Source organism: Providencia sp. PROV130, assembly GCF_028482225.1.
Lineage (GTDB): Bacteria > Pseudomonadota > Gammaproteobacteria > Enterobacterales > Enterobacteriaceae > Providencia > Providencia rettgeri.
Window position 1 is genome coordinate 28275 of record NZ_JAMPQC010000005.1, and the last position, 24010, is coordinate 52284.

Here is a 24010-nt window from a genome sequence, read left to right on the forward strand (position 1 = left end):
ATTATTCATCCTTTAATGCCATTTGCTTTAATGTAACAAAATCCGTTTTACCACTACCTAGCACTGGCAACTCTTTAACAAAACGAATATCGCGTGGAACCGCTAACTCGGTTAACCCTTTGCTTTTGGCTGCACTGGATAATGCGCTACGGTCTAATTCTTTATCTGTTGTGAACAAAACAAGCGCTTCACCTTTACTGCTATCTGGCTTTGTAACCACACCGTGATTTGCATTGGGAGAAAGAGATGCCACCATTTGCTCGATACTTTCGAGGGAAACCATTTCGCCTGCAAGTTTAGCAAAACGTTTAACACGGCCTTTTATAGTACAGAAATTTTTATGGTCTAATTCAACGATATCACCAGTGTCGTACCAACCTTCCTCTATTTCACCTTGTGCATTTTCAGCTTGTGGTGTTTCAAGGACGCCTGGGGCTTCAACGCGCAAATACCCTTTCATAATATTTGGGCCTTTAAGCTGTAATTTACCACCCTGTTCAATTCCAGAAATTGGAATAATTCGCGCTTCCATTTCAGGTAAAATTTGCCCAACAGAGCCTTCTTTCGCGGCCATAGGGACATTGATTGATACAATTGGTGCACATTCAGTGACCCCATAACCTTCAAGAATTCGGATGCCAAATTTATCAAACCAGATTTTTTTCGTTTTATCCGATAATTTTTCTGCACCGGCAACCACATAACGTAAACGTGCGAAATCATACTGATGAGCAAACCGTGCGTAGTTGCCTAAAAAGGTTGATGTTCCGAATAATACGGTGCAGTTTTTGTCATAGACTAATTCAGGAATGACTCGGTAATGCAATGGGCTTGGATAAAGGAAAACTCGGCTTCCTGAAAATAGAGGGATAAATAAACCAACCGTCAAACCAAATGCGTGAAATAACGGCAGTGACGACATAAAGCGGTCACGAGGTGTAAAATCGGCGATCGTTTTAATTTGTTCTACGTTTGCCATTAAACTGGCATGGCTGTGGACAACACCCTTCGGTGTACCTTCCGAGCCGGATGTGAATAAAACAATCGCTTCATCGGACGGTTTTCGGGGAATAATGGCTTTTTTAGGATTAAATAAGTGCTTAATAATCCATATTTTATCTTGCCATGTTACCGTATCTTTTAAATCTTCAAGGTAAATCCAACTTGCTTCTGGTACTTGTTCTGGAATATGCGTTAAGTTGCCTTTTTCCAAAAATTGGCGCGAAGTAAAGACGACTTTCGCCGCAGAGGCTTTTAACGCGTTGCTAATACCGTGACTGCCTGCGGTGTAATTGAGCATAGCAGGCACTCGGCCTCTCATTAAAGCGCCAAAAATTGCGGCCGCGGTGACTGTCGCATTTGGCAATAATAGGCCAACTCTTTCATTTTCATGTGTATAGCGTTCAATAATACGACCAACCCCTAAGGTTTTTTTCAATAGGGATTGATATGAGTCTTCTTTAAATGCGATGTCCTCAATACAAGGCGTACGACGGCCAAAAAACTGAACACTTTGAATAAATTCTTCAACTAATGTGACTTGTGGTAAACAAGACATTCGAGCAGATTTCATGATTTGGTACAGGTGTTCACCAGCCAGAGCTCGACGCTCTACAGCCTTAGGTGCTTCTGGCATTGGTATAGCTTGTGCTGGCAAGATATGCAATGTGATCTTCGGAAACCATTTTAATGGAAAAATGCCTTTCAAACGCCCAAAATGGCTATATTGAGCCCCTTCTATACGAATAGGAACAACTTTTGCTCCGGACTTTGCGGCCACAAAAGCCGCTCCTTCGTATATTTTCATTAAAGAGCCATGAACCGAAATTCGGCCTTCTGGAAAAATAACTATCGGGCGCCCTTTTTCTACCTCTTTAACTAGATGACGAATACCTAGAGGGTTGGCAGGATCAAGAGGGACAATATCCGCATAGGGCTTAAGGCGCTTCACCATTTTCGGTGTGGCAAATGTTGAATAAACAGCAAATACAGGTTTAACAGGTAAGAAAAGCGCGATTAATACACCATCAAGGAAAGAAACATGATTAGGTGTAATCAAGCATTTATCTTGATTAAACTCTTTCGCATCGCCGATAACTTGCACGCGAAACAAAAATTTAAGTACTGTTTTGACTATCTTTGCCAACATAATGAGTCCCTATACTATGATTATATTTTTATATATTAGTGTGATATGACTATACCTTTAGTAACTTCTATCTTACTGAGCTACTCCCTTTACTCTAATTAGTATATTCCGAAAACACCGCTGGCTTATCACTCATGGGTTTAAGTTAAATCATTAAGTTGTGCGATGATATCGTCGACAGGCTGTGCAGCATCAATAATATGGTGAGCTGTCGCACGGTAGATAGGTTCCCTTTGTTGCATCACTTCTTCAATTTCTTCAACTAAAGATTTCCCGGTCAAACTTGGTCGTTGATCCGCTTGTGGCTCTGCTGCAAGGCGTTTTGCTAAAACTTCAGGATGGGTATTTAAATAAATAACAGTGCCGTTATTACGCATAATTTGCTGATTTTCTTCTGCGAGAACCAAGCCTCCGCCAGTAGAAACAATTATATTGTTTTGCTTAATCGACTTAAGGACGTCAGTTTCTAGCTGACGAAAGTAATCCCAACCGTGCTGTTCAACAATTTCAGCGATGCTTTTTCCCGCTTTTTCTAAAACCAATTTATCTGTATCAACAAATTGATAGCCTTTAGATTCTGCAAATTTTTTACCAATTGTGGTTTTACCCGAACCTCTTGGACCGATAATGTAAAACATTAAATTTCATCCCATCATCATGAATACTAAGCAATACTGATTACAAATTTGCTTATGATAAATTGCCTAATTTGACAAATAAAAAAAGAAAGCCACACAAGTGTGGCTATCTCATCATTTTTACTCATTACGGACGACTCAAAAAGTCGCCATATCCGATCCATTTATACGTTGTTAGTGCATCTAACCCCATAGGGCCACGTGAATGTAATTTCTGCGTACTCACTGCGACCTCTGCACCTAAACCAAACTGCCCACCATCAGTAAAGCGAGTGCTTGCATTAACATATACCGCTGCTGAATCTACACATTGAACAAAATAGTCAGCTTGATGAATAGATTCTGTCAAGATAGCATCAGAATGCGCAGTACCATACTGACGAATATGGTCAATAGCCGCGTCAATGTCATCAACAATTTCTACGTTAAGATCCAGTGATAGCCACTCATCGACAAGGTTTTCAGGTTTAACATCAACAACTTTCGCTGGGCCTTGTTTTAGTAATGGGAGTGCTTTTTCACTCGCATGCAGTGTGACTTGTTGCTGCGCCATTTTTTCACTTAAAAACGGTAGGAATTCACTCGCAATTTCTTTATGAACTAATAATGTTTCAAGTGAATTACAGGCACTTGGGCGCTGAACTTTCGCATTAATAATTACGTTAATGGCTTTATTAAAATCCACCGATTTATCAACAAACGTATGGCAAACGCCAATTCCCCCAGTAATTACCGGGATCGTGGATTGCTCACGACATAATTTATGTAACCCCGCACCGCCGCGAGGGATTAGCATATCGACGTAACGATCTAATTTGAGTAATTGCGCAACTAATTCACGGTCCGGATTATTAATAGCTTGTACTGAATCTGCTGGCAATCCACTAATTTCCAATGCTTTTTGAATAACTTCCACCACCGCAAGGTTAGTATGATGCGTCTCTTTCCCACCACGTAAAATGACCGCATTACCTGTTTTTAAACATAACGAAGCCACATCAACGGTGACATTAGGGCGTGCTTCATAGATAACGCCAACAACTCCTAATGGAACACGGCGCCGTTGTAAATTTAAACCGCTATCCAATTGGCTTCCATCAATGATTTGCCCAACAGGATCAGCTAATTGACATACTTTTCTGACATCATCAGCAATACTTTTTAAACGCTCTGGCGTCAATAATAAGCGGTCTTGTAACGCCTCACTCATACCGCTTGCTTTTGCCTGCGCCATGTCTTTTTGATTCGCTGCAAGTATAACTGCATTATCTTGTTCTAGTAGATCTGCAATTTGTAATAGTGCGGCATTTTTTTGTTTGGTACTTAACTGAGCTAATTGCCATGAAGCAACTCTTGCTGCCTTACCCATTGTCTCTAACATAATTAACTCACTATCATATCATCACGATGAACAGCCACAGAACCGTGTTCATAGCCAAGTATTTTGCTGATTTCTTGTGAATGGTGCCCAGCAATCATTCGAAGTGCATCACTGTTATAATGGCTGACCCCATGAGCTAGGTCTTTTCCTGCCATATTACGAATACGGATCACTGCACCTCGAGAGAAGTCGCCTTCAATCTTTTTAATTCCTTTTGGTAACAATGAACTGCCTTTTTCCATAATCGCCAGTTGTGCACCATCATCAATGTAAACATCCCCAGCGGCTGGAGCACCGAAAATCCAACGTTTACGATTTTCCATTGGATTTTCTTGCCCATAAAAACGGGTACCAACAGGGTGATCTTCTATAACCGCATTAATAACATCCGGTTTATTGCCTGCAGCAATGATAACATCAATTCCTGCGCGGCCCGCGACATCTGCTGCTTGTAGTTTAGTTGCCATTCCGCCAGTTCCTAACCCACTGACGCTTCCCCCCGCCATTTCACGAAGTTCATCATTGATACCATACACTTCGGGGATCAATTTTGCATTTGGATTACTGCGTGGGTCGGCATCATATAAGCCTTCGATATCCGTGAGTAATAGCAGTTTGTCGGCATCGCCGAGAATCGCAGCCAAAGCAGATAAATTATCATTATCACCGACTTTTATTTCCGCGGTAGCAACGGCATCATTTTCATTGATAACTGGAATGATTCCGTTATCTAACAATGCTTGCAAGGTATCTCGTGCATTTAAGAAACGTTCTCTGTCTTCTAAATCGGCTCGTGTCAGTAACATTTGCCCAATATGAATGCCATAAATGGAGAATAACCGTTCCCATAACTGAATTAAACGACTTTGACCGACCGCCGCAAGCAACTGTTTAGATGCTATGGTAGCCGGCAGTTCGGGGTAATTTAAATGTTCGCGACCCGCGGCAATTGCCCCAGAAGTCACAATAATAATGCGATGCCCTTTTTCATATTGCTGCGCGCATTGCCTAACCAGCTCAACAATATGAGCTTGATTTAAACGGCGCGAGCCCCCTGTTAATACACTGGTCCCTAATTTAACTACCAGCGTCTGGCTATTTTTCATCATTTTTCTGCCATTAGGATTAATAAACCAAAAAGTAGGTATTATTTTTATCAGGAGAAGCGCGTTATGCCAACAAGCATAACGCAAAATTCAACAAAAGTTGGTTTAAAACAAATTTATGCGCTTAATTCCAGTTTTAATTCTGCCATTAGCGGGGAGGGAAAGAGGCTTAACTCAAGGTCAGATAATTGCTTTGCAAGGGTTTGGTGAAATGACACTAAATTTTGCTCAGTCGCTTCAATGGTTGCCGCGTCTTTTAGTGTTTTGACTTGCCAACTACCATGGCTGTTGTATAGGCCAAAATGATAAGTAAATTCAAAGCCCTTATCAGTTGCAACCAATTTTAGCCACCATCCCCAAAATTCACGTTTTTCTGGGGCAATATTTGCATTCACGCAAACAACGAGGCTATCAAATATATAACAGCCATTTAAACATTGTTTTTCACGTAAATAAGGTCCTATCGAAGCAAACTTCTTTAAATACTTTCCATTTGAGTAATCAGTCGGTAAAGCCATGTTAAGGATCTCCTTCTTGGGAAGATCCCTTTTTAACAAATGGGTAAAAATAAGCAAGTTATTAAATAAAATTAAAGTATTTTTGCTTTTAACCAATTAGTGGTTTCACTTAACGCCTTTTCAAAATTAGCAAAAACAGGCTGGCTTGGTAGCATTATCGTATCAGCATCCATCGAAGAGCGTCGAATTAAATCAGATTCGGTTTTAGGGCTATAAATATCATCTTTAAGGCTAACCGATAACATTGGGACTTTACTGCGTCGCCCCAAAAGCCCTTGATTTTTAAGTGAATAACAACTTAATTCATGGCGTAAAGCAGAACCATCAACTTGATAAATACCCAAACGACTGGCGAACACATCCAAAACCATCCGAGGAATATCCTGCTGATATTTCTCTTCATGCAATAAACTGTGCACAATTGGCCCTATGACAGCGACTGCTTTAATCTTGTCTGGACACATATAAGCTAATCTTAACGCTATATTTGCGCCAAAACGCATACCCACGATGCCAAAACGCGTGTGGTCAATCCAAGCGATATCCCCAAGCTGGCGAACAATTTGCTCATGTAGGGTGCTTGTTTCCTGTGTAAGCTTTTGTTTTACCGAATAACCAATAGACGGCATATCCAGTGTTAGCATCGCAATGCCGAGAGGTTCGAGGTAGTCACGGAAATAGCGGCAAAAATCAATTTGTAAGCTATCTAACATACCGCAAATCATCACTGTCGGGTAAGGCCCTTGACCGTGTGAAGGAATATGCAAAAAGCCACAGACTTCTTTTCCACCATCAACTTTAAATGGAATTTTCTTTAAACGATATTGAGAAAACTTTGCTGCGCTATCATACGCTTTACAAGCCAGCAAAATAGCTTGATCAGCCAACTCGTCACCTTTAATAAAAGGATAAGCAGCAATACTGTATAAGTTAGCTGAACGCAACCAAGCGTCCCCTGCGTCTGTACCTTTTTCAAGTTCTAATGCTTTTTGCTGCCAATGCATGGCTTGCTGAGACCATTCAAAACACCAATTTCCACGACGATTGCCAATGACCGTATCCAATAAATTATCATTACTACGCTCAGCATCTGAGATAGCAATACGACTTAGCACCTCTTCAATTTCTAAGGCGTCTATTCCTCGCCAAATCCACATTAAGCGGTTAATCATACGGTACCACCCCGCATGGTGAGATCCACTTAACACGCTATGTTCTTTAATTTGAGAAATTGTTTGAGATGAATAAGAGACTAATGTTGACGTTTCAACTTGTCTGACTTTAGGTTTGAAAAGTTTTTCTGAAAGGTTTTGCTGAGTCATCCCTATTTCCTTGTCTATCAGAGTTGAATTTGGCCAAAAATAAAGGGAATGCAAAAATGCACTCCCCAAATTATATCGTGTTTAGTTTAAAGATTTTAGGTATTAATGTGTTTTTGCAATCAATAAACTCTATAACACTTTATAATTACAATGTTTTTACCTAAAACTCGCGTAAAACACAGATTTATTTATCTTGTTCACACAATGGTTTAACAAAAACGACACCCATATCCCATGGCTGTTCGATCCATGTGTCTTGTGGGATATCAACTACGTAGTCATCCACTAATGGACGCCCTGCAGGTTTTGCAAAAATAGTAACAAAGTGGGCTTTAGGGTACATGTTACGGATAGCTTGAGCTGTGCCGCCTGTATCCACCAAATCATCAATGACAATATAGCCTTCACCATCACCTTCAGCACGTTTAATCACGGTTAATTCGCGCTGGTTGTTATGGTCATAGCTAGAAATACAAACGGTGTCAACGTTACGAATACCAAGTTCGCGTGCTAGAAGTGCACCAGGAACAAGGCCACCACGGCTAACCGCGATAATACCGGTCCATTGCTCTACTGGTAATAAACGTTGTGCGAGTTTACGGGCATGTATTTGCAACATATCCCACGTTACGACATATTTTTCGCTCATAAAATTCGGGTCCCGACTGCTGAGTAAATCTGAAATGTGTCTTGCGGAAAAAAGGTTGCGCGAGATTATAGTGATTTGGCCGGTTAAAAACCAGTAAAAAGCACCATTCGACATTAATTATTATCATTTACACTGTCCATTGCTCAAAAGAAAGTGTTATCCTGAGTTTATCAGCAATGCATCATTTAATTTTGCATATCAAGCTAGTAACTAACATAACTCAACTAAAAATCTCTGAGGTAATTTGAGTTGCTCGGTCAATAAAACTAGTGATGCCATACCCCAAGGAAATTAAATATTTTCCCTAAATAATTTGGGTTGTGGCTAGACGGCAAATGAGAAAATCCCGAGGAGCATACATAAGTATGTGACTAGGGTTTACGAGTGAAGCCAACAACGCTACAACTCAAAATATGACGGGAAAAGGAGAAAAACGTGTCTGAACTTGCTATATTATCCCCCCAACCACTATGGGACATCTTCGCGAAAATCTGTTCTATCCCGCACCCTTCATACCACGAAGAAGCCTTAGCCGCACATATTGTTGATTGGTCAAAACAAAAAGGCTTTCACGTTGAGCGCGATGAAGTGGGCAATATTCTGATCCGTAAACCTGCAACGCCTGGTTATGAAAACCGCAAAGGCGTTGTTTTACAAGCTCACTTAGACATGGTGCCACAGAAAAATAACGACACGGTACATGACTTTAAAACAGATCCAATTCGTCCATATGTTAATGGTGAATGGGTCACCGCTGAAGGAACCACTTTAGGTGCTGATAACGGCATTGGTTTAGCTTCTGCGTTGGCTGTTCTTGCTGATGATAGTGTTGAGCATGGGCCAATGGAAGTTCTTCTGACCATGACCGAAGAAGCCGGCATGGAAGGTGCATTTGGCTTGAAAGCAGGCTGGTTACAAGCCGATATTCTGATTAACACCGACTCAGAAGAAGAAGGTGAAATTTACATGGGCTGTGCTGGTGGAGTTGACTTTACCACTACGTTTGACCTGACGCGTGAAGTATTACCACAAGGCTATAAAACCTTCACAATGACCTTAAAAGGCCTAAAAGGTGGGCACTCAGGTGGTGATGTACATTTAGGCTTAGGTAATGCCAATAAACTGTTAGCACGTTTTCTAGCTGGGCACGCAGAAGATTTAAACCTAAAACTATTAGATTTCAGAGGCGGTACTGTTCGTAATGCGATTCCACGTGAAGCCTATGCCATTATTGCTGTTCCAGCAGACAAAGTTGCTGAGTTAACTGCGCTAAGAGCACGTTATGAAGATATTCTGAAAAATGAATTAGCTGTCGTCGAACCCAACCTTGTTCTGCTACTAGACGAAATCCAGAGTGAGCTGAAAGCTCTTTCTGACGATTGCCAAAAACGTTTTGTTTTCTTCTTAAATGCAGCACCAAACGGTGTGATCCGCATGAGTGATGTTGCCATTGGTGTGGTTGAAACGTCACTTAACGAAGGTGTTGTTCGCCTGACAGAAGATAAAGCAGAAATTATCTTCCTTGTTCGTTCACTTATCGATAGCGGTAAAAACTACGTTGTTAACATGCTGACATCTATCAGTAAATTAGCACACGCCCAATACCGTGCAGAAGGTAGCTACCCAGGTTGGCAACCAGATGCAGACTCACCTGTGATGCATTTAGTCAGCGATACCTACAACAAGCTGTTCGGTAAAATCCCGAATGTCATGGTGATCCACGCAGGCCTTGAGTGTGGTCTATTCAAAAAACCTTACCCAGACATGGATATGGTTTCAATTGGGCCAACTATTCGCGGTGCACACTCCCCTGATGAACGTGTACACATTGCAAGCGTTGGAGAGTATTGGAAATTACTAACTGCGGTTTTAAAAGTAATTCCAGTCAAAGAATAAACAATTCATTGTTGTGACCCCCCATCATGCGATGGGGGGTCACACTGCTGACAAACATATTATGTTTGGCGGCAAGTCTAATAGGTTTTGAAAATAAATGAGGAAAATCAAATTATTGATTTTCGTCTGATAACACAAAGCGGGAAAAACCACGCTTTTATCCCGCTTTGTTAACAACCTCAAACACCCATCATGCGATGAGTGTTTTTTATAATTCAAGCAATAATTGCCTTTCAAGCTGCGGGCTTTGCAGCATTACATGCAAACCAACTAACCGAACACCACGCTCTAAGCGGCGATTATCCCAAACTTGTTTCGCTATCTGGACTAAATCTTGTTTATTGAGAATTGGGTATACGTGTTCTTGTGTTGTTTGCTGAAAGTCTGCAAATTTAAATTTTACACCTTGACGGGCAATACGCAGATCGGGTTTTACCTTCGCTAAACGCAATTGTAGCTCGTCATAGAGTCTATCAAGCAGTAACAGACAATCGTTCCATTGATATATATCTTCTGCAAGGGTGCGTTCAACCCCTACCGACTTTCTGAGCCTATCAGGGTTAATAGCACGCTCATCGATACCATGGCATCGATCCCAAAGTACCTGCCCAAATTTACCCATGCTTTTAACCAATGTAACAACATCATATTTTTGGACATCAGCACAAGTGAGTAACCCCATATCCGCTAATTTCTGAGCGGTAACCTTACCCACGCCAGGAATTTTTTTAAGAGGCAAGCTAAGAATAAATTGATCAATATTTTGCGGCGTGATCACGAATTGGCCATTAGGTTTATTCATATCTGAAGCTATTTTCGCCAAAAATTTTATTGGCGCTATCCCCGCTGAAGCGGTTAATTGCAGTTCATCAAAGATTTGCTGGCGAATGGCCTCAGCAATTAGCGTTGCAGAGCCATGTAATTGCGTACAATCAGTGACATCCAAATAAGCTTCATCAAGAGAAAGTGGTTCTATGAGGTCAGTATAGCGTGCAAATATTTTTCGAATATACAGGGAGGTTTCTTTGTAAAGTGCCATATGCCCAGGAACCACTTTCAAGTGAGGGCAAAGCCTAAGTGCAATCGCAGTAGACATCGCACTGTGAACACCGTAGCGACGGGCTTCATAATTTGCAGTACTAATAACTCCTCGGCGATCTGCGCTTCCCCCCACCGCAATGGGGACATTACGAAGGCTTGGGTCGTCACGCATTTCGATCGCTGCATAAAAGCAGTCCATATCAATATGAATAATTTTACGCACGGGTTAGCTCTGCCAATCAAACACCTGATTAAATATACAGTATTTTTATTAGCCATGCAATTATTGTCACATCTCCATAAAATTGATGAATAGAAAATCTAACCTCATGATAATTAGACAATTCATATTATTGCAATAATCATCTGCCAAGCTATCCAACTCAAGATTCGATTTAAAGTTTGTCTTAAAAATAAGCGTTAATACTTACTTTTAAACAAAAAAGTAATAAAAAGAGTTGTTTTACCAACAACAATACCTTGAAAAACTATTTATGGATCATCTCTATGGCAATTATATCAACATCAAAATATGTTAAATTTATGGCTCCTCTCATAATGCTGCTTGCTAGCCAAACAGTTTTCGCACTATCACCTAATTTAGCACTATCACCTAAAATTGTAGCTCACCGTGCAGGAACAGCGGATGCACCAGAAAACACAATTTATGCCATTGATTTAGCCAAGCAAAATAATGCCGATGCTATTTGGCTTACTGTTCAACTTAGTAAAGATAATCAATTAGTCCTATATCGTCCGAGTGATCTAGATTCATTGACGGACAAAAAAGGTAACGTATCTGCTTATACTGTAGAACAACTCAATCATGTCAATGCTGCTTATAAGTTTAGTCAAAAACATAATCAGCAATTCCCATTACAAAAAACAACTATCGCTACACTAGAAAGTATTCTACAAAAATACCCAGACACAACTTTCTACATAGATTTAAAATCCCCTGACGCCAGCCCTGATATTCAAGCAAAGGCGATTTTAGCCCTCTTAGATAAAACCAATTCATTTAATCAAGTACGTTTTTATTCCACTAATGATGAATTTTTAAAAGCACTCAAATCCCTTTCTCCAAAGATCCCACTATTTGAAAGTCGTGATGAGACTCGCACCCTGTTGGCAAATGTTGTGATGAACCATCAATGTTCAATAGCAAATGACAAAACAACAACTCGTTGGTATGGCTTTGAATTACATCGTAAAGTTGAAGTAGTCGAAAAATATACATTAGGAGAAGCACGTTCACCTGCAACCCTTTCATGGGATAAAGAAGCCATCGACTGTTTTAGAAAAAATGGCAATGCTTATATCATTGTCTTTGGCGTTAATACTGACAGTGACTACCAACTTGCAAAAGAAATTGGCGTAGATGCTGTAATGGTTGATTCCCCAAAAGCATTTAAAAAATAATCAAATAACATCACCTAAGCTATTATTACTTTAATAATAGCTTAGGAATTAAATCACATCCTAAAAACATTCATTCCTTTTCATCAATTAATAATAATTGTTCTTAATTTAACTCTATAGAAAAATTGATATATTTAATCCGCCACAAAAAACATTTAAAAATAAACTAAAATAAAGGATTTTATATGTCAAACAACTTAACTATAACGGTAGAAAATTATTGGAATGAAAGATTAGAGAAAGTTGAAATATTTTACCATAATAGTGACCTTCCAAATAATAATGCCTTTGTATTTTTTGATTTGGAAAGTAGACAGTCGTCTACTACCGTAGATTCGGTGTATTTCCTTTATCAACCAGAGGTGAAAGCTCATGGAAAGCTAGAATTAGCACTGAATCAGGTACTGTTTGGAGCAGCGGTGATTTTTTACTATGCCAAATTAATCCTGATGATAATAATACTGTTACAATTAGTTTTGATGGAAATTTTGAAAATATGACAGTTTATTATCCATCCTCTAGCTCGTGCTCTAAAAAAATGGAATTAAGTAAGAAAAACTAAGCAACAAAAAACATAGGCTATAATAACAGAATTCAACCATATGATATTTTAAATTTTGGATAATAAATTGGAACATCTCTTAATTTTCAGATAAGAGATTAGTATAAACCCCATAATAATTAACCAACCTAAAACATTATTAAAGACACACATTAACATAAGAACAAAATAATTTAATTATAGCTTGGTTTTGTATTTTGTTATTAAAAAAAACATCAATTACACATTTAAAACCATTACATTTATTTGATATTAAAGGAGGTTACATGTCAAACCTTGGAACAATGATTGTCGAAAATTATTGGAATGAAACATTAAAAAAAATTGAAATACATTATCATAATAGTGACAACCCCTATGATAGTGTGTTTATATTTTATAATCTAGGAGACTCCACATCTAGCTCTACTGCCAATTCATTCCCTTACTCAACAACAGGTAAAAGTGCTTGGAAAGCTAAAGTTACAACGAAAAATAATGAACTGTTGAGTAGTGGTGACTTTTTACCTTGCCAAATTAACAGCAGTGATAATGGAAAGGTTACGATTAGATTTGATGGCAATACAAAAAGCATGCATGTTAATTACCCAGTCTCCGATTCATGCACCAAGAGAATGCAGCTAATTTAGGCCATATAATAGAAAAAAGATAAAAATAGAGTAAATTTATATTAAGAGGTTAGTATGCTAGCTCCATTAGGCTTAGTAACTGTTGAAAATTATTGGAATAAAAATATCAAAGAATTTAAGTTAGTCATTAATACATCTAATTTTACGAACACCTATAAAGTTTTTAATGATATAAAAGATAAACACGTTTTAAAAAATGCCTATAATTTTGTCTTTTTCTATGAAAAAAAATATCTTGGCAAGTCACTTTTATAACAGAAAGTGGTGAAACTTGGGGTAATGATTCATTTCTTCCTTGTAACTTCGCTACCTCAGATAATGGGAAAGCAATCATAGGTGTTAATGGCGACTCCAAACGCCTATATGTTGCCTTTCCTTCATCGAGTTCTTGTTCAATGGCTTTAACACAGATGTCATAAAGTTGTTTATAACATATTCTTAGTAAAGATTTATTATATTCTTGCTCATACAAGATAAAATAATATTTGGAGATGTCTAATAGTTATATTTAGACATCTCCAGCTCATTACTAGTTATATAACCATTAAATATTACTATTCAAATAATACGGTTTTTATCCAGTATTTTTTGGCGGGCTTCTTCACGCGCCATGCGTTTTTTACGTGCATCACAAGGCTCAGGGCAATCACACACCTTTTCAACACCAATACTGCTTAACCCGCCGCAGCTACCTTGGATACTCTTACGCTTAATAATATATCCAAGTGACATACCTAAAAAGGCCAGCAAAAACAGTGCAAAGGCTGCAATAAAAATATTCAGCATTTTTTATCCTCCTACCACTACTGTTTTTTGGTTAAAAATGGTTCGAATGCCTTAGTATAGCGCTCTTCAAAACCTTTATCTGTCTTAACAATCATAAAAACAGGAATATTCATTTTTTCAGCTAAAGCAAAGCCAACTTCAGGCCCTAAAACATTTAATCCTGTAGATAAGCCATCAGCACTCATGCAATTTTCTGCAATTACTGTAATAGAGACTAAATTATGTGTGATTGGTTTTCCTGTTTTCGGGTCTATCGTATGAGAAAAACGAACGCCATCTTGCTCGAAGTAATTACGGTAGTCCCCTGATGTAGCGATAGAACGGTCACCTGGTTCAATAATCTCTTGTGCTGTTTGGCTAACACCATCCGCAGCAGGTTTTTCTATTGCGATACGCCATGGCACTTCTTTACCATTTGTTCCTTTCGTACGCACTTCGCCACCAATATCAACCATATAATTATTGATGCCTAATGATTCTAAATATTCTGCAACAACGTCAACACCATAGCCTTTCGCAATTGAAGAAAGATCGACGTACAGCTCAGGGATCGTTTTAATTAAGTTATTATCTTGAACAGCAAGTTTTTCGATGCCAACCCATGCTCTGCGCTTAGCCAATTCTTCATCCGAAGGTGCTTTAGTGACTCTTCCTTCAGGACCAAACCCCCATAAATTAACTAAAGGCCCAACCGTTACATCTAATGAACCATCAGTCAGCTTATTAATTTCAATGGCTTTTTTAACCACAGTTGCCGTTGCAGCAGAAACAGGGAATGGCGTATTTACTTCTTTAAACTGATTGAAACGACTTAATTCTGAATCTGGGCGATATGTTGACATTTGGTCGTTAACTTCTTCCAAACGTTTATCTATTTCGGCTTGAATTGCTTCAGGCTTTGGCTCCGAAGAATCTGTGACATATTTAACCGAATAATACGTACCCATCGTTTGCCCCTGAAGGTTTTGTTGTTCAGGTCCACCACAGGCAGTAAGAAACAGTGCTGCAACAAATAGCAGTACCGAGGTATAAATTCTTTTTCTTAGCATAATTTTCTCCGCGTCAATCATGAGCGCATTTTGTTAAGGCCGCCCAGACTATTAACACACTTTACATCGTCACCCATGCAGAGAATGTTCCAGTCAAAATAATCATAAACCTACCTATTAACCGTTAACTAATCAGCGCTTAATAGATTTACTAAAATCACAAAGAGGGAAAATATTTTCCCTCTTTAAAATGTTACTGTCTACTGACTTTGATAAGTCTAATAAAATCAGCTAAGTTGCTTAACCACCGAAGTCATCCAATAAGATATTTTCATCTTCAACACCGAGGTCTTTCAACATTTTTATCACGGCAGCATTCATCATTGGAGGTCCACACATGTAGAACTCACAATCTTCCGGTGCTGGATGGTCTTTCAAGTAGTTTTCATATAAGACATTATGGATGAAGCCAGTATAACCATTCCAATTATCTTCAGGCATAGGGTCAGAAAGTGCTACATTCCATGTAAAGTTTTCATGTTCTGCTGCGAGTTGGTCAAAATCTTCGGTGTAGAACATCTCACGGACAGAACGCGCACCATACCAGAAACTAATCTTACGTTTAGAGTCTAAGCGACGCAGTTGGTCGAATATATGAGAACGCATTGGTGCCATACCTGCACCACCACCGATAAACACCATTTCAGCTTCCGTTTCTTTAGCAAAAAACTCACCAAACGGCCCAGAAATAGTCACTTTATCCCCTGGCTTTAATGACCAAATATAAGAGGACATAATTCCTGGTGGGACATCCGGATTACGAGGTGGTGGCGTAGCAATACGCACGTTTAGCATGATAATACCATGCTCTTCCGGGTAGTTTGCCATGGAATAGGCACGAACAGTTGGTTCTTTAACCTCAGACACATAACGGAATAGGTTAAATTTATCCCAATCTTCACGGTACTCTTCTGGTACATCAAAATCTTCATATTTGACAACATGTGCCGGGCATTCAATCTGAATAAAGCCACCCGCACGGAAAGGAACGACTTCTCCTTCAGGAATTTTCAATTTCAGCTCTTTAATGAAAGTTGCTTTGTTATCATTAGAAATAACTTCACACTCCCATTTTTTTACGCCAAATATCTCTTCTGGAAGCTCAATTTTTAAATCTTGCTTAACGTTGACCTGACACGCTAATCGGCAGCCTTCTTTTGCTTCACGCTTGTTAATGTGAGAAAGCTCAGTAGGCAGAATATCACCACCGCCTTCTTTGATTTTCACACGGCACTGACCACAAGAGCCACCACCACCACACGCTGATGAAACAAAAATACCTTGGTTTGATAACATGCCTAATAGCTTGTCACCCGCAGGAGCTTCAAAACTTTTGTCTGGATCGCCATTAACTTCAACTTTGATGTTCCCTGTGTTGACTAGCTTGGATTTTGCAAACAGGATTAAGCCTGTCAGCACCAAGACAATCAGGGTAAACATCACGACACCTAAAATAATAATTTCCATGAATTCTTCTCGCCTTTATAGCTGCACACCGGAGAAGGACATAAAGCCCAATGCCATTAAACCGGTTGTCACAAAGGTGATACCTAACCCTTTTAGACCCGATGGAATATCTGAGTACTTCATCTTCTCTCGAATAGCTGCCATCAATACGATTGCGAGCATCCAACCGATCCCCGAACCGAACCCATATACGACCGATTCGCTAAAGTTATAGTCACGTTGCGCCATGAAAGAAACACCACCAAAAATGGCACAGTTAACGGTAATCAATGGCAAAAAGATACCTAACGCGTTATACAGTGATGGGAAGTAGCGATCTAAAATCATTTCAAGGATCTGAACTAACGCGGCAATAACACCGATAAACGTGATAAAGTTCAAGAAGGATAAGTCGATACCTTCAGCAATCGCGCCATCACGTAATACCAAGTTGTATACCAAGTTATTGGCTGGGACAGAAATCCCAAGAACTACCGTTACAGCGATACCCAGTCCAAAAGCAGTTTTTACATTCTTCGATACCGCAAGGAAAGTACACATTCCCAAGAAAAATGCTAATGCCATATTTTCAATAAAAATGGCTTTAACAAACAGGCTAATATAGTGTTCCATGTGATTAGTCCTTCTCTACCTGAGCTGGTTTCAGGGTACGTAACCCCCAAATCAGCATACCGATGATAAAGAATGCACTTGGCGCGAGGAGGAACAGGCCATTTGGCATGTACCAACCACCGGTTTGTAGTGATTCAAAAACTGTGATACCAAACAATTTGCCGGAACCAAATAACTCACGTAAAAAGCCGACTAAGACAAGGATCACACCATAACCTAGACCATTACCAATACCGTCCATGAAGCTTTCAATTGGAGGTGCTTTCATTGCATAAGCTTCAGCACGCCCCATTACGATACAGTTAGTAATAATCAAGCCAACAAATACAGAAAGTTGTTTTGATATTTCATAGGCATACGCGCGTAAAATTTGGTCAACCACAATAACTAAGGAAGCAATGATTGCCATTTGAACGATAATACGTACACTGCTCGGAATATAATTCCTGATGAGTGAAATAAAGAAGTTAGAAAATGCCGTCACTAAGGTTACAGCAATAGTCATAACGAGTGCTGTTTCTAACTTCGTTGTCACTGCCAGTGCAGAACAAACCCCTAATACCTGTAAAGCAATTGGGTTGTTATCCAATAACGGTCCAAGTAGGACGCGTTTTACTTCTTTTGAATCAGCCATTATTCAGCGCTCCTTCACGTACTTTTTTCAGGAACGGACCAAAACCGTTATCCCCTAACCAGAAATCAAACATATGTTGGATTCCGTTTGATGTTAGAGTCGCACCTGAAAGGCCGTCGATACCGAATGGGTTATCTGTCGCCCCACCGCGCACGATTTTAATTGCCGGAACCCCCTGCTCATTGAACAGTTTTTTACCTGGCCATTGGGCTTTCCACTGAGGGTTATCAACCTCACCGCCCAGCCCTGGGGTTTCACCATGTGCATAATAAGTGATACCACGAGAGGTGACACCATCTACATCTACCGCAATAAAGGCATACATGACAGACCACAAACCAGAGCCGTAAACAGGTAAAATAATTTGTGATACTTTTCCAGCTTCATCTTTAACTAAATAGATTTCAGCGCTATTGGCACGACGGCGAATTTTTGCAATATCTTCTGCAGGAGAGAGTGCAATACTCGTTTCTTCGCTGCGTAGCTCGCTATTTAAGTCATAACGGCTAGTGCTATCAGATAATTCATTAGTTTTAAAATTCAAAAGTTTAGGTTCGATACGATCCTTATATACATCTTGAACTTCCTCAGCGGTCATTTTAGGTTGCAGCAAGCCAGCAACACTTAAAATATTACGTTGAGTATCTAACTGAATCTGTTCTTGCTGCTGTGGTTTTAGACCAACTGCAGCCCCTGCGACGACAATAGAGCAAACTAGACAAAGAATAAAAACAACTAGAAATGTTCTGCCGACGCTATCGTTATTCATTGGTTTTTCATTAGCCACGAGCTTTTCTCCGCTTAATATTTGCTTGAACGACCAGATAGTCAAACAGAGGAGCAAACAGGTTGGCGAATAGGATCGCCAGCATCATCCCTTCTGGATAAGCTGGGTTAACAACCCTGATAAGAACACACATTACACCGATCAGAATGCCGTACGCCCATTTACCTTTGTCTGTGAAAGACGCTGATACCGGGTCTGTCGCCATAAAAATCATACCGAATGCGAAGCCACCAAGTACCATGTGCCACCACCATGGCATGGCAAATAACGGGTTCGTATCAGAGCCAATAGCATTGAATAGGTAGGACATTGCAATCATGCCAACCATCACGCCAGCAACAATACGCCATGATGCGATACGGAAGAACATGATAAGAGCACCACCAATAAACAACATCAGTGTTGACACTTCACCAATTGAACCTGGCATATTACCTAAAAAGGCTTGCATCCAAGTAATAGGTTCATGAGTCACCGTGTTCATTAGGGCATGCTCACCACCTGTTGCCCATTGTGATAATGGTGTCGCACCAGAGAAGCCATCTGCAGCAGTCCAAACTAAGTCACCTGATATTTGAGCAGGATAAGCAAAGAATAAGAAAGCACGGCCAGCTAATGCTGGGTTTAAAAAGTTACGCCCAGTACCGCCAAAAATTTCTTTCGCAACAACAACCCCGAAAGTGATACCTAATGCAGCCTGCCATAAAGGAATGGTTGGTGGCACAATCAAGGCAAATAGAATCGAGGTAATAAAGAAGCCTTCGTTAATTTCATGGCCGCGGATCATGGCGAATAAGACTTCCCAGAAACCACCGACTAAGAAAACGACAGCATAAATAGGAAGGAAATATACTGCTCCTAGCAGCATTTTACTTCCCCACCCTGCATCCATCGAAAGTGATGCACCTAAAAACTGCGCTAAGCTATAATGCCAATCACTCGCGAGAACTTGCTGTAACTCAGCCCCGCTATATAATTGGTGCAAAGCTGGGATGGCTTGGTTACCAACGTTATACATTCCCCAGAACATCGCTGGGAAAACCGCTAGCCACACCAATATCATCATACGTTTCAGGTCGATGGTATCCCTGACATGAGAACGCCCTTTTGTTACCGTACCCGGCGTATAAAAAACAGTCGAAACTGCTTCAAATAACGCATAGTATTTTTCTAGCTTTCCACCGGGCTCAAAATGGTGCTCATACTTTTCAAATAAACTTTTCAGACCCATGGAATCACCCTTCTAGCTCAATCTTGGTCAGAACATCACGTAGCACTGGACCATATTCATATTTCGCTGGGCAAACATAGGTACATAAACCTAAATCTTCTTCGTCCAACTCTAAACAGCCCAATTCTTGTGATGTATCAGTGTCTCCAGCGAGGAGATCGCGCAACAAATGAGTGACCATGATATCGAGGGGCATGACTCGCTCGTAATTACCAATTGGTACCATCGAACGCTCACCGCCGTTCATTGTCGTTGTGAAATTAAAACGTTTATTTTTCAGGAAGTGCCCGATTGTGGTACGCGTTATCGTAAACTTATTAACACCAGGCATAATCCAGCCAAATAATTCTTTATTGCGACCTTCGGCTAACACTGAGACTTGATTGTGAAAACGACCAAGATAGTGATGAGTATCATCACATGTCACGCCCCAAAGGACTGAACCTGAAATAATACGGTTTTCACCCGCTTTAAGCTGACCTTGTGTTAATTCATATAAATCAGCACCTAGGCGAGTACGCAGAAGACGAGGCTTTTCAACTTGCGGCCCTGCTAATGAAATCACGCGATCTGTATATAGGTGACCCGTAACAAATAGCTTACCAATAGCGATAACGTCTTGGTAATTAAGGCTCCAAACTTTTTTCTTGATACTAACAGGTTCTAAGAAATGAATATGAGTTCCCACTAAACCTGCAGGATGCGGCCCTGTAAATTGGGTATAAGAAATTTGGTTATGAGCCGTATTCTTCGGTAAGTCTCCCTCTCCATGACAAACATGGATTTTACCTTCTGTTAAGCGGCTTAGAACCAAAAGCCCATCGTTAAATGCTTGTTCTTGCTCTTGAATAACTAAAACAGGATCCGCTGCAAGTGGATTGGTATCCATTGCAGTGACAAAAATAGCGATAGGTGAAGAACCCGGTTGTGGAGAACGGCTAAATGGACGCGTTCTTAAAGAAGTCCACAAACCCGATTTTATCAAGTTTTCTTCGACTTGTTGCTGCGTTAATGTAGATAGCTCATCACGAGTATAAGCTGCAAAAGTTTCTTGTTCATCGCCATCAATTTCGATGACAACAGATTGAAGCACACGACGCTCACCACGATGAATAGCAACAATTTTACCGCAGGCTGGGCTTGTAAATAAAACCCCTGGGTTCTTTTTATCTTCAAAAAGAACCTGTCCTTTAACTACACGCTCACCTTCTTTAACCAGCATCGAAGGACGCATTCCGACATATTCCTCACCTAGCACAGCTACGTGTTGAATTTTCGGGCCGTCTTCTATCACTTGGGCTGGCTCACCTGCAATAGGAAGGTTGAGGCCTTTTTTAATTTTAATCATAAGATCTGCACAAGTTTATCAGTTAAACCCTAAGCTAACGATTCAGCAATGAATGATAGCGACTCATTAAATAAAAAATAGCTCAAGCAATAGGCATCACTTAAGCAGGTATTCTCACATAATTGTTACTAAATTTTATCTTCTGCCAACCATAATTTTATCAGTTCCCACTCTCTATGTCCGGCTATAGAAGTGACATAGTTCAAGCAAATTGCATTAATATTTAAATTTTTTTGTTAACAACTCGGTATTATCGATACTTAAGCTCATATTTATCGATCATTGTTCATTATTTAAACAATAAAGGTTCATTTAAAAACTATTAACAAACTATATTAATTTTCGATTTACTCGTCTAGAATGCATAAAATATGTACTCTTTTTATTCAATAATATTCTCTTGATATGGCTTAGATATGAAATTAAGTAAATTTTTTAGTGCAATTTTCTTATTTGTACTCATATATTCTCCTGTTATTCAGGCGAGTAACTATTCATATCTACTTAATAATAACGTATCGGATAGCTCAAACTCATCTATTTTTATTCAAATATTTAAGCAAGAAGGTTTATTAGAACTCTACCAAAAAACGCCATCAGGAAAATATAAACTGTCGAAAACTTACCCAATTTGTAAGTTTTCTGGCGGGCTAGGCCCCAAAAAAATCGAAGGTGATCTAAAAAGTCCAGAAGGATTTTATCAAATTACTGCCGAACAGCTCAATCCTAATAGTCGGTATTACCGATCTATCAATATTGGTTTTCCTAATGAGTTTGATAAAGCACAAGGTTATAGTGGCAGCTATCTTATGATCCATGGCAGTTGTGTTTCTGTGGGATGTTATGCCATGACAGACAAATATATGGGCGAGATTTACCAAACAGTAGAAACGGCCTTACTCGGTGGACAGCCCGTCATTAATGTCAGCATTTATCCATTTAAAATGACAAATGAAAATATGCTGCGCTATCGTAATTCCAGCCACTATACTTTCTGGAAACAATTACAACCGGCTTATGAGTATTTCAACCGCACAGGAAGGCCTGCTGAGGTGTCAGTCTCTTTAGGTAAATATGCGGTTATTGACCAAGCTGAGACTCCAACTAAATTGTTAGGGTCTAAATCACAATATGCGCTCACCAAGATAGAATAAGACAAAATTGCCTGGGTCAATTCGCTGCCAGTTTTCGTTACCCGTGAGTGGTTGTGTTGCGATCACAGAGACCACATCAGTAGGTGTCGTGCACTGCTCGAAATCGATTTCAATATCTTGGTCAAGTAATTTTGCTTTACCAAACGGTGCCTTACGCGTTAGCCAATGTAAATTCGTCGAGCTAAAGGCCATCATATATTGCCCATCGGACAGCAACATATTAAATACACCTTTATGACGCAATTGGTCAGCTAGTGTCGCAATAAAACGGAACACACTTTTCCAATTTGATGGCCTACGTGGATACTTTTCACTGAGTTGATGAAGTATCCAGCAAAATGCCCATTCGCTATCGGTTTCGCCTATCGGGCAATAGCGCCCAGTTTTCAGTGTACGATATCCTTTTAACTGCCCATTGTGCGCATAAGTCCAATTACGCCCCCATAGCTCGCGTGTAAAGGGGTGAGTGTTCACTAACGACACATCCCCTCGGTTTGCTTGGCGAATATGAGCAACAATACTTTCTGATTTAATCGGATATTCCTGCACAAAGCGAGCGACAGGTGATAAAAAACTAGGTTGAGGATCTTTAAATGTGCGACACCCGAGCCCCTCATAAAAGGTGATTCCCCAGCCATCTTTATGTGGGCCCGTTTGACCTCCTCGGGAAATCAACCCACTGAGGCTAAACGAAATATCAGTTGGAACATTGGCACTCATGCCAAGTAACTCGCACATTTAAAAAACTCCTGAAACAGTAATAACGTTATTTCACCATCTCTTTTTCAATTAACTGAATTAAGATATGAATAACTTTAATATGAATTTCTTGAATACGGTCGGCATAACCAAAGTGTGGGACACGAATTTCAATATCCGCAGTTCCCGCCATTTTCCCGCCATCTTTACCTGTTAATGTGATGACTTTCATACCTTTTTCACGCGCAGCTGCAATCGCTTTAATAATATTTCCAGAATTACCGGAGGTAGAAATTCCAAGTAAAACATCGCCTTTCATGCCAACGGCTTCAATAAAACGTGAAAAAACATACTCATAACCGAAGTCATTACTCACACAAGATAAATGACTCACATCTGAGATTGCAATCGCAGGATAGCCCGGACGGTTTTCGCGATAACGCCCTGTTAATTCTTCAGCGAAATGCATTGCATCACAGTGAGAGCCCCCATTACCACAAGATAATACTTTGCCACCCGCTTTAAAAGAGTCAGCCAGTAAAACGGCAGCCTGTTGGATAGCAGCAATATTGGCGTCATCGCTAAGGAAATTCGATAACGTCTCGGCCGCTTCTGTCAGCTCACCGCGGATTAGGTCTTGATACATGAGATTTCCTCTTAATTAAGAATACGTTACAGAAAATACGATTAATTTATATCTAAATTATCCTAAAAGAAAAATGTCACTCCATCGTAAAACTTAGGTAGATATTGGCAATTAATCTTTAATAGTCAGATTGTTGCACAGGGATAATTTTGTTTCTACTTTTGATTGTGCTGTCTTGATCCTACCGACAAAATTCATCGTGACTCATAGCTAATAACCTGACTTTTCATAGAGCCAATAATACAAATTACTACGATATTTTCCTTTATATGACGTTTTTGTGA

General features: G+C 39.9%; 24 protein-coding genes. 6 read left to right on the top strand and 18 right to left on the bottom strand.

What is annotated here, in order from left to right:
* Position 1: 1 nt before the first annotated feature.
* From aas to gpt, 7 genes are all read right to left on the bottom strand, one after another.
* The gene (aas, locus tag PSF28_RS04045; RefSeq protein ID WP_210837506.1) at positions 2-2149 is read right to left on the bottom strand and encodes a bifunctional acyl-ACP--phospholipid O-acyltransferase/long-chain-fatty-acid--ACP ligase; all 2148 of its coding nucleotides are present in this window, start codon (positions 2147-2149) and stop codon (positions 2-4) included.
* A gap of 140 nt (positions 2150-2289) precedes the next feature.
* Positions 2290-2787, bottom strand: coding sequence for a shikimate kinase AroL (gene aroL, locus PSF28_RS04050; protein ID WP_210837504.1), 498 nt, complete (start codon positions 2785-2787; stop codon positions 2290-2292).
* A gap of 127 nt (positions 2788-2914) precedes the next feature.
* Positions 2915-4168, bottom strand: coding sequence for a glutamate-5-semialdehyde dehydrogenase (gene proA, locus PSF28_RS04055; protein WP_210837502.1), 1254 nt, complete (start codon positions 4166-4168; stop codon positions 2915-2917).
* 2 nt (positions 4169-4170) lie between these two features.
* On the bottom strand, positions 4171-5274 hold the full coding sequence (gene proB / locus PSF28_RS04060; RefSeq protein WP_210837524.1) for a glutamate 5-kinase: 1104 nt from the start codon (positions 5272-5274) through the stop codon (positions 4171-4173).
* 116 nt (positions 5275-5390) lie between these two features.
* Complete coding sequence (gene crl, locus PSF28_RS04065; RefSeq protein ID WP_272684683.1) at positions 5391-5792, bottom strand: sigma factor-binding protein Crl; 402 nt, start codon at positions 5790-5792, stop codon at positions 5391-5393.
* A 71-nt stretch (positions 5793-5863) separates the two neighbouring features.
* Entirely contained in the window at positions 5864-7114 is a 1251-nt protein-coding gene (gene frsA, locus PSF28_RS04070; RefSeq protein WP_272684684.1) for an esterase FrsA, read from the bottom strand.
* 184 nt (positions 7115-7298) lie between these two features.
* A complete protein-coding gene (gpt, locus tag PSF28_RS04075; RefSeq protein ID WP_036958965.1) occupies positions 7299-7763 on the bottom strand; it encodes a xanthine phosphoribosyltransferase in 465 nt (154 codons plus the stop codon).
* A 435-nt stretch (positions 7764-8198) separates the two neighbouring features.
* Between gpt and pepD the strand changes: the two genes are divergently transcribed.
* Positions 8199-9659 carry a beta-Ala-His dipeptidase gene (gene pepD / locus PSF28_RS04080; RefSeq protein WP_210837496.1) on the top strand — a complete coding sequence of 487 codons (1461 nt, stop codon included), beginning with the start codon at positions 8199-8201 and terminating at the stop codon, positions 9657-9659.
* A gap of 208 nt (positions 9660-9867) precedes the next feature.
* Here pepD and dinB read toward each other — a convergent pair whose 3' ends face one another.
* Positions 9868-10923 carry a DNA polymerase IV gene (dinB, locus tag PSF28_RS04085; protein WP_210837494.1) on the bottom strand — a complete coding sequence of 352 codons (1056 nt, stop codon included), beginning with the start codon at positions 10921-10923 and terminating at the stop codon, positions 9868-9870.
* A gap of 284 nt (positions 10924-11207) precedes the next feature.
* Between dinB and PSF28_RS04090 the strand changes: the two genes are divergently transcribed.
* The 4 genes from PSF28_RS04090 to PSF28_RS04105 all read left to right on the top strand — a co-directional run bounded on the left by PSF28_RS04090 (position 11208) and on the right by PSF28_RS04105 (position 13568).
* Positions 11208-12122: a glycerophosphodiester phosphodiesterase family protein gene (locus tag PSF28_RS04090; RefSeq protein ID WP_272684685.1), complete on the top strand. Its 915-nt coding sequence runs from the start codon at positions 11208-11210 to the stop codon at positions 12120-12122.
* A 185-nt stretch (positions 12123-12307) separates the two neighbouring features.
* Entirely contained in the window at positions 12308-12622 is a 315-nt protein-coding gene (locus PSF28_RS04095) for a hypothetical protein (RefSeq protein WP_272684686.1), read from the top strand.
* Positions 12623-12950: 328 nt separating this feature from the next.
* The gene (locus PSF28_RS04100) at positions 12951-13313 is read left to right on the top strand and encodes a hypothetical protein (RefSeq protein WP_272684687.1); all 363 of its coding nucleotides are present in this window, start codon (positions 12951-12953) and stop codon (positions 13311-13313) included.
* Between the two features lie 54 nt (positions 13314-13367).
* On the top strand, positions 13368-13568 hold the full coding sequence (locus PSF28_RS04105) for a hypothetical protein (RefSeq protein ID WP_272684688.1): 201 nt from the start codon (positions 13368-13370) through the stop codon (positions 13566-13568).
* 303 nt (positions 13569-13871) lie between these two features.
* On the opposite strand, the gene nqrM is transcribed toward PSF28_RS04105, so the two are convergent.
* The 8 genes from nqrM to PSF28_RS04145 form a co-directional block, all read right to left on the bottom strand.
* Entirely contained in the window at positions 13872-14099 is a 228-nt protein-coding gene (gene nqrM / locus PSF28_RS04110; protein ID WP_198641892.1) for a (Na+)-NQR maturation NqrM, read from the bottom strand.
* A 17-nt stretch (positions 14100-14116) separates the two neighbouring features.
* On the bottom strand, positions 14117-15148 hold the full coding sequence (locus PSF28_RS04115; protein ID WP_272684689.1) for an FAD:protein FMN transferase: 1032 nt from the start codon (positions 15146-15148) through the stop codon (positions 14117-14119).
* A 240-nt stretch (positions 15149-15388) separates the two neighbouring features.
* Positions 15389-16615, bottom strand: coding sequence for an NADH:ubiquinone reductase (Na(+)-transporting) subunit F (gene nqrF, locus PSF28_RS04120; RefSeq protein WP_004914098.1), 1227 nt, complete (start codon positions 16613-16615; stop codon positions 15389-15391).
* Between the two features lie 15 nt (positions 16616-16630).
* A complete protein-coding gene (gene nqrE, locus PSF28_RS04125; protein WP_004914100.1) occupies positions 16631-17227 on the bottom strand; it encodes an NADH:ubiquinone reductase (Na(+)-transporting) subunit E in 597 nt (198 codons plus the stop codon).
* Positions 17228-17231: 4 nt separating this feature from the next.
* Positions 17232-17861: an NADH:ubiquinone reductase (Na(+)-transporting) subunit D gene (locus PSF28_RS04130; protein WP_004914102.1), complete on the bottom strand. Its 630-nt coding sequence runs from the start codon at positions 17859-17861 to the stop codon at positions 17232-17234.
* Positions 17854-18648 carry a Na(+)-translocating NADH-quinone reductase subunit C gene (locus tag PSF28_RS04135; RefSeq protein WP_004914104.1) on the bottom strand — a complete coding sequence of 265 codons (795 nt, stop codon included), beginning with the start codon at positions 18646-18648 and terminating at the stop codon, positions 17854-17856. The genes PSF28_RS04130 and PSF28_RS04135 overlap by 8 nt, the downstream gene beginning before the upstream one ends.
* Positions 18641-19879: an NADH:ubiquinone reductase (Na(+)-transporting) subunit B gene (locus tag PSF28_RS04140; protein ID WP_210840184.1), complete on the bottom strand. Its 1239-nt coding sequence runs from the start codon at positions 19877-19879 to the stop codon at positions 18641-18643. The genes PSF28_RS04135 and PSF28_RS04140 overlap by 8 nt, the downstream gene beginning before the upstream one ends.
* 4 nt (positions 19880-19883) lie before the next feature.
* A complete protein-coding gene (locus PSF28_RS04145; protein ID WP_272665446.1) occupies positions 19884-21227 on the bottom strand; it encodes a Na(+)-translocating NADH-quinone reductase subunit A in 1344 nt (447 codons plus the stop codon).
* A 416-nt stretch (positions 21228-21643) separates the two neighbouring features.
* Between PSF28_RS04145 and PSF28_RS04150 the strand changes: the two genes are divergently transcribed.
* The gene (locus PSF28_RS04150) at positions 21644-22381 is read left to right on the top strand and encodes a L,D-transpeptidase family protein (RefSeq protein ID WP_272684690.1); all 738 of its coding nucleotides are present in this window, start codon (positions 21644-21646) and stop codon (positions 22379-22381) included.
* Here PSF28_RS04150 and PSF28_RS04155 read toward each other — a convergent pair.
* Together PSF28_RS04155 and lpcA are read right to left on the bottom strand one after the other, a co-directional pair.
* A complete protein-coding gene (locus PSF28_RS04155; protein ID WP_004914108.1) occupies positions 22352-23119 on the bottom strand; it encodes a class II glutamine amidotransferase in 768 nt (255 codons plus the stop codon). The genes PSF28_RS04150 and PSF28_RS04155 overlap by 30 nt on opposite strands.
* A 28-nt stretch (positions 23120-23147) precedes the next feature.
* A complete protein-coding gene (gene lpcA / locus PSF28_RS04160) occupies positions 23148-23726 on the bottom strand; it encodes a D-sedoheptulose 7-phosphate isomerase (protein ID WP_004914109.1) in 579 nt (192 codons plus the stop codon).
* Between the last annotated feature and the right edge of the window lie 284 nt (positions 23727-24010).